The organism is Marinagarivorans sp., from assembly GCF_982758155.1.
Genome location: NZ_CEXWTU010000003.1, coordinates 58,871 through 65,819, shown reverse-complemented (window position 1 = coordinate 65,819; position 6,949 = coordinate 58,871). Strand labels below are relative to the sequence as shown.

The 6,949-nt window shown below is 43.6% G+C and carries 4 protein-coding genes; all 4 read right to left on the bottom strand.

What is annotated here, in order from left to right; all coding sequences use genetic code 11:
• On the bottom strand, positions 1-647 hold a 647-nt coding region (locus AC3A8L_RS00920; protein WP_487960329.1), incomplete at its 3' end, for an SDR family NAD(P)-dependent oxidoreductase.
• A 52-nt stretch (positions 648-699) separates the two neighbouring features.
• A complete protein-coding gene (gene kduI, locus AC3A8L_RS00915; protein ID WP_487960328.1) occupies positions 700-1,542 on the bottom strand; it encodes a 5-dehydro-4-deoxy-D-glucuronate isomerase in 843 nt (280 codons plus the stop codon).
• Between the two features lie 3 nt (positions 1,543-1,545).
• Complete coding sequence (locus AC3A8L_RS00910; RefSeq protein ID WP_487960327.1) at positions 1,546-4,002, bottom strand: DUF4861 family protein; 2,457 nt, start codon at positions 4,000-4,002, stop codon at positions 1,546-1,548.
• 80 nt (positions 4,003-4,082) lie between these two features.
• Positions 4,083-6,869, bottom strand: coding sequence for a TonB-dependent receptor (locus tag AC3A8L_RS00905; RefSeq protein ID WP_487960326.1), 2,787 nt, complete (start codon positions 6,867-6,869; stop codon positions 4,083-4,085).
• Between the last annotated feature and the right edge of the window lie 80 nt (positions 6,870-6,949).

The window sequence follows — 6,949 nt, the reverse complement described above, 5'->3', positions numbered from 1 at the left end:
GTACGCTGTTTAATAAATTCATTAAGCGGGTTACCATCGACACGAATTGGGGCTGTTTGCCTAGTTGCAAAATAACCAGGGCCAATACCGTTGACCTGCACATTAAAACGCGCCCATTCCGTTGCCATATTACGCGTTAACATTTTTAAACCGCCCTTTGCCGCCGCATAAGCGCCAACAGAATCACGACCTAATTCACTCATCATAGAGCAAATATTGATGACCTTACCGCCATCGCGTTTAACCATATTTTTGACGACGGCTTTAGTCATAACGAAAACACCCGTCAGGTCTGTTTTAATGACTTTCTCCCACTCACTAAGCGGCATCTCAAGTAGCGGCACACGACGGATAATACCCGCATTATTAACAAGTATATCAATGGGGCCAACCTCCTGCTCTATTCGCTCAACGGCAGCATTCGCTTGCGCTTCATCAGTAACATCAAACTTGTAGCCGTAAGCCGTAAACCCTTCAGCCTTATATTCAGCTAAAGCGTTGTCGATTTTTTCTTGTGATGAAACACCATTAATCACAAGCGTAGCACCAGCACCGGCCAAGCCTTTTGCCATGGCCATACCTAAGCCATGTGTTGCACCAGTAACGAGGGCAACCTTACCAGTGAGATCAAAAAGTGAATGGCTCATAATGATTACCTCTATTAATGAAAATAAATCGTTCAATGGCTACGCGCTTATACTATTTCAACGTCGATGGCTGATGGAAATCCATATCGTTATAGTCGAGATTTTCACCCGCCATTCCCCAGATAAAGGTGTAACTTGCCGTGCCCACGCCCGAGTGCATTGACCACGGAGGCGAAACAACCGCTTGTTCGTTATTCACCCAAAGATGGCGCGTCTCTTTAGCTGGACCCATGAAATGGCATACGGCGCTATCTTGCGGAAGGTCAAAATAGAAATAGGCCTCCATACGACGACTATGGGTATGCATGGGCATCGTATTCCAAACGCTGCCGGCTTTGAATTCCGTCATGCCCATTTGCAATTGGCAGGTATCAACCACGCCGCCAACAATCAGCTGATTAATGCGGCGCTCATTGCAAGTCTCTGGCGAGCCCAGCTCTAAAACGTTCGCATCAGCCATACCGACTTTCTTATGGGGGTAGGAATGATGTGCTGGCGCAGAATTCATGTAGAGCTTTGCAGGGTTACTGCTGTCAACACTAGCGAAAGTTACGTCTTTGGCGCCACGGCCAATATAAATGGCCTCACGTGTTAGCAGTTCATACTCTTCGCCATCAATACTAACAATCGCTTTACCACCAATATTAATGGCCCCAAGTTCACGTCTGTCCAGAAAGTGTTCAGCCTTTTGTTGGTCTACGGCACCCAAAACCAGCGGTTTATCGATGGGCATTGCGCCGCCAACCATTACACGCTCGTAGTGGGTATAAACAAAATTTATTTCACCTGGCACAAACACTTTCTCAATCAAAAAATGTTTGCGTAGCGTATCGGTATCGTAATGCTTGTAATCGTCAACATGAACGGCATAGCGCTCGCCAATGATGTTTGTCATGTTTTAATCCTGTTGTAATAATTTGGCGATTTCAATTCCTGCAATCATAAAAGGCACCGTGCCTTTAGGATCGTCTTGAAAAATTAGCTCGCTCATATAATAGTTATAGCTACCATCACGACCAAACCCTAAGCCAGCAACAAGGCATTGATTGGTCATACTAATCGTGCCATCAGCATTAACGGTCACAAATTCATTGATCAATCCGTTATAGGCTTTAATCGCTTCTTTACCGTAGCTGAGGGGTAAATAGTTATTGTTAACCGCTTTGGCTAAAAAGTATGTGAACATCGCACTAGCCGAAGATTCACGGTAATTACCCGGCGCGTTGGGTTTATCTGTTATTTGCCACCATGTGTGCGTAGCACTATCTTGTGTTATTAAAAGCGCTTTGGCTAAGTCTTGTGTGATACGAATTAGCGGTGCGCGCAATTCGGGTTTTGATTCGGGAATAATATCGAGCACATCAACCAACGCCATCGCAAACCATCCCATACCACGCGACCAAAAATGCGGCGACAAGCCTGTTTTAGGGTCAGCCCAAACCTGTGCTTTTTGTTCATCCCATGCGTGGTAATACAGCCCAGTTTTGGAGTCGCGTAAGTATTTCTCGGTCAATACAAATTCTTTAACGACTTCGGGAAGTGCGTCTCCATTCTCGAAAAGCATCGAATATTCAGCTAAAAATGGCATGCCCATATAAACGCCGTCTAACCACAGTTGCGATGTATATTTCTTTTTATGCCAAAAAGCGCCTTCTGTAGTACGTGGATGGTGCTCGAGTTGCATGCGGAGTAAATCTGCAGCCTTGCGATATTTTTCTTCGCCAGTAAGTTTGTAAAGTGATAACACTGCGCGGCCAGGAGCAACAGCATCAATATTGTAATTCTCTAATATATAGCGCTGTATTTCGCCAGTTTCACTGATAAAGCTACCGGTAATATGATGCAATATATTGTCGTACTCAGGCTTGTTTAGCGCTTTTCCCAGTTCGTGATACGACCACGGCAACATACCTATAATGTCGTATTCAAATTTCGGCTTACGCCTTCGATTCACATCCCAACCATCGGCATGGTAGCTCATGGTTTTACGTATAATTTCCGATTCTGCTAAGCGGTAGCTCCAATTAAGTGCTTTTTCGGCAGTTAATTCACCGCGTTTTTCATTGCGGGATAATTCCGTTTTCAAAGATACCCGGTTGGCCTGTGTCAGTTGTTCAACCTCACGCTCAAGATACTGAACAAAATCCGCACGATTATTAATGCCGGCATCATGCTCCCCTTCCCATGCGGCAACAAAATAATAATCAAGTACATTGCCTGCCGTTTTCATTTTGATGGCATAAGAATTTTTATCGCTAACTACTTCACTAAAATCTCGCTTACGAAAAATAACCGCCATACCTAAGTGGTCTTGATTTAAACTTTGCTTGCCCCAGCTAGCAACATAACTGTAGCTATCGCCAGCAATATCGCGAGTACCTTGAATAAACTCGGTGTTTTTATGCTTTACAAGGCCTACCGCCAAATTCGGGAGTTCTTGTGATAGCTTTAACTGGCTATGCACTAAACGACTACCCGCAACCATGCTGAAATCTGCTGCCACATCTAGCGTTTTATTATTAATAGTCCAATTCTTGTAATCAATACGAAAGCTAGAATAAATTGCCCCATTGTTGGTAATTGTCGCAGTATGGCGTTCAACATCATTGAGTAGCTTAACGCTATTACCATCCCAAAAACCAAAGCCGCCGGCACCTAAAGAGCTACCGACTTTAAGGATATCCATACCCCAACCCTGCAGTTGGTGATAGCTTTCATAGCCGTCTTGCCCAACTTTTTGCAATACCGGTGCAGAAGAACGTTTACCGAAAATATCGAAACCGTTACGCCCGTCGAGATAAATACGGTAGCCAACTTTATCTGATTCAATGCCTGGGCCTTCGTAGCGAATCCAATTTGAATGATCGGTATAGTCTTTTGGCGGTGTGAGTGTTTGTACATTTTTAAACTCGCCGCCGATATATTCTTTGAAGCCTTCTTTACGCGTATGAGTAACCCATTGGCCGCCCACCTTGTGAGATATTTCAGCTTGCGTGAGTTTTTTTGAATTAAGCGTGTCTTTTTCTAATGGATTTGCTACCTGAATAGACAATTCAACAGTTTCATGTGCTTTAAGATCGAGCGCAATTGCAATACCATCTGCGGCGCCATCGGCATCAACGTCGACGGCTTGTGTGGGCTGCGCAACACCATTGCGCACAGCCACTAAAATAGGGTTCCCTACAACACCTAGCTCATTGTAGTTAAAATACAGCGGGCTTTTTTCGCGTGAGAAATTTGAAGGGTTTTCAATTGTTACCGTTGCAACATAGTTTTTTGGCGCATAGCCCATTGCGCAACCACTACTAATACACGCAATAATAATAAGACAAAGCCATTTATTACATTCATTCATACCATGCTCGATACAGTGATAGTCGGAAACTGAAAACACCTCCCGCCCCAAAGAGAGGGAGGTGAAACAAGCAGTTTGAATTACATTTTATAACTAATGCCAAGCGCGTATTGACGACCCGTTCTATGATAAACAGACGTTAGGTCAGTGCTATCGTTATAGCGATCGAAATATTCGTTGGTAAGATTATTGCCATCGACAGTAACCTTAATCTGATCAGTCACTTGGTAAGAAAATGTCGTATCAACATGCGTACTACCTTTTACCCCCCGACTGTCTATGTAGCCGTCACCCTGAGCTTTAGTCAGATAATCATTACGACTAACAATGGATAAACGAGTAGAAAACACTTCATCTTCGTAATATCCAGTCAAACTATACGTTTTTTCTGATTGATTATTCATAGGTGCAATATTTGGATCATCCGATGTTCCATAATTCATTTCTGAATCAATGAAAGTTAAGTTCGTTTGAACACCGGTATTTGCAAGAAGGCCAGGTAGCATTCCAAAATGCTGCTGATAAATGATTTCAAAACCATTAGCATCCCCACCTTCGCCATTGGCTTTCCTTTTAACTTCGAAAATGTCTGTAGGACCATAGTTGGTACCATCAAGATAACTATGAGGCAAGCCAGTATCTTGATAAGGCATATATTGGGTACTATTACTGATAAAGCTCGCTATATCCTTCCTGAAATATGCAAGGGAAACAAGAGACTCTTCAGCAAAATAATATTCGATCGCTAAATCAAATGTATTTGCTTCAAATGGGTCGAGATACGGGTTTTGGTAGGTTACCTTAGCATTGAAAGTATCAACAGTTCCGCCAGGGGTCAGGCTGCCAAGTGTTGGGCGAGTAATTGCTTTAGCAGCAGATAAGCGAAGCACTACTTCATCTGTAGGCTCTAGAGCCATATTAATAGAAGGCAGGGTTTTACTGTAACTACGCGCTACTACGATATTTTCTCGCTTAAAATCACCCGCCCCATCTGGAACATCAGCAACACCTTCACTCGTTAAATCAGTTGTAACACGACGAACACCGAGGTCGCCACGGAAGGCCATACCCGCAATATCCGTATTCCAGCCCATCTGGACATAAAATCCTAGATTATCTTCTACAACTTTTTGGTGAACGAGTTTCTTGTCGCTCAAAGGTTGATTGTAAAGATCAACAAGCGCCGCACTAGAATATACATTGGGTGATACCCAAGTTAGATCACTACCAGCACCAAGTTCGACGCCGTCCGCGGTAGTAAGATAAACCATCTCATTAGTTACATCGAGGACGCTACCAATTGCTGCCCCATTAACAATTGCGTCAGCAACATTATTTTTATCTAAGCGCTGTTCGTCCGCCTTGAAAGTATACTCTTTCATTGACAAGCCGCCCTTAACACTAATTGAATCGTTAATGTCATATTCCAAATCAAGATTCAATGTGTCGAAAGAATTCTCTACGACGTTTGGACGTTGGCGAATTTGTGTAAATTGCCAATGACTAGGGTCAGAAACATCCAGCGTGCCATAATCTATAGTCGGGACTCGACCAGCAATATGGCCATAATCATAAGAGTAATCATTGATGTAGGTGTCATTTCCATCTGAATCAACGCCCTGAGCTTTTGCATCAAGAATGATAGTCGTCTGTATCGGGTTCTCATATTTCGATTTTGAAGTCCCCATAAGGGCGTTGATGCGAAGTTGGTCGGTCAATGAATGTGACGCACTCAAACTAAGTTGGCTAAAGTCGGTCTCCATTTCGTCAAGACGATTTTCGATACGTGGCCGCACGTTATCTAACGTCATGCTGGTCAACACATGTCGAACGCTTTCACCGTTAAGATTAATAGTGGTCAAGTTATAATCCGTAACATCTGCATTTGGAGCATTTATGGATTCTTTAATCCCCAGCTCAAGGAACTCTTCCTGCCGAGTTGACTCGGTATTTGATTTTAAATAATCAAGACTAAACGAAGTATCGTCGTTGGGGGCAAACTGTAATGAGCCAGTTAAGCCAATACGCTCTTGGGTGTGCGTAAACTTATCAATCCTAGGAATGCGGGGGTAATGTGCGTCATTGACTAGATCAAAAGCACCTTGATCAGCACAGCCTGAGCATGAACCAAAATCTTTTTCATCTCGCCAACGAACAGTACTGGTACCCGTCTCAAGGGTATCCCGCTCAGAAATCGCTAATGACAAGGCATAGCCGAAAGTGTTATCGCTATTTTTACCACCAATTAACCCTGTAAATCGGGGGCTAACTTCACCAGAAAGGTCGTTGTATGCTGCTTTTGCGCTAGCTGCAACATTAAAATCATTAGCCAAGTCAAGGGGCTTAGCTGTATTCAAGTCAACGACAGCACCTAATGATCCTTCATCAAGATCTGCAGAAGCTGTTTTACGTACAACTAAACTGTTAAACAATTCCGCAGCAAACATATTAAAATCGAAACCTCGACCACGGTTAGTACTGCCAGCGGCATCCGTTCCCCCAGTAGTCGCAATTGCTTCCATCCCATTAATTCGAATCCGTGTGAAATCAGGACCAAGCCCTCGCACCGATATTTGCCGGCCTTCTCCTGCCTCACGAGTAATGGAGATACCGGGAATACGCTGGAGAGACTCAGCAAGGTTAGAGTCAGGAAAATCGGCAATATCTTCGGCGAAAACGGCATCCACTGCACCTGCAGAGTCACGCTTAGCATTGAGTGAATTTTCTAGTGAACCGCGAAAACCCGTAACAACAACTTCTTCTACAATATTTACAGCTTCATTTTTGGATTCAATATTTTCGGCGGCCCAGGCTTGATTGGTTAATACCACAGCCAGGAAAATAGGTTTGATTTTGATAGCATTCATGTTGACGACTCCCAAACGTAAATATTATTTTTTTATTTTTGGTCGTGTGCTTGACCGTGAACGCATAGTCACACCTTTTG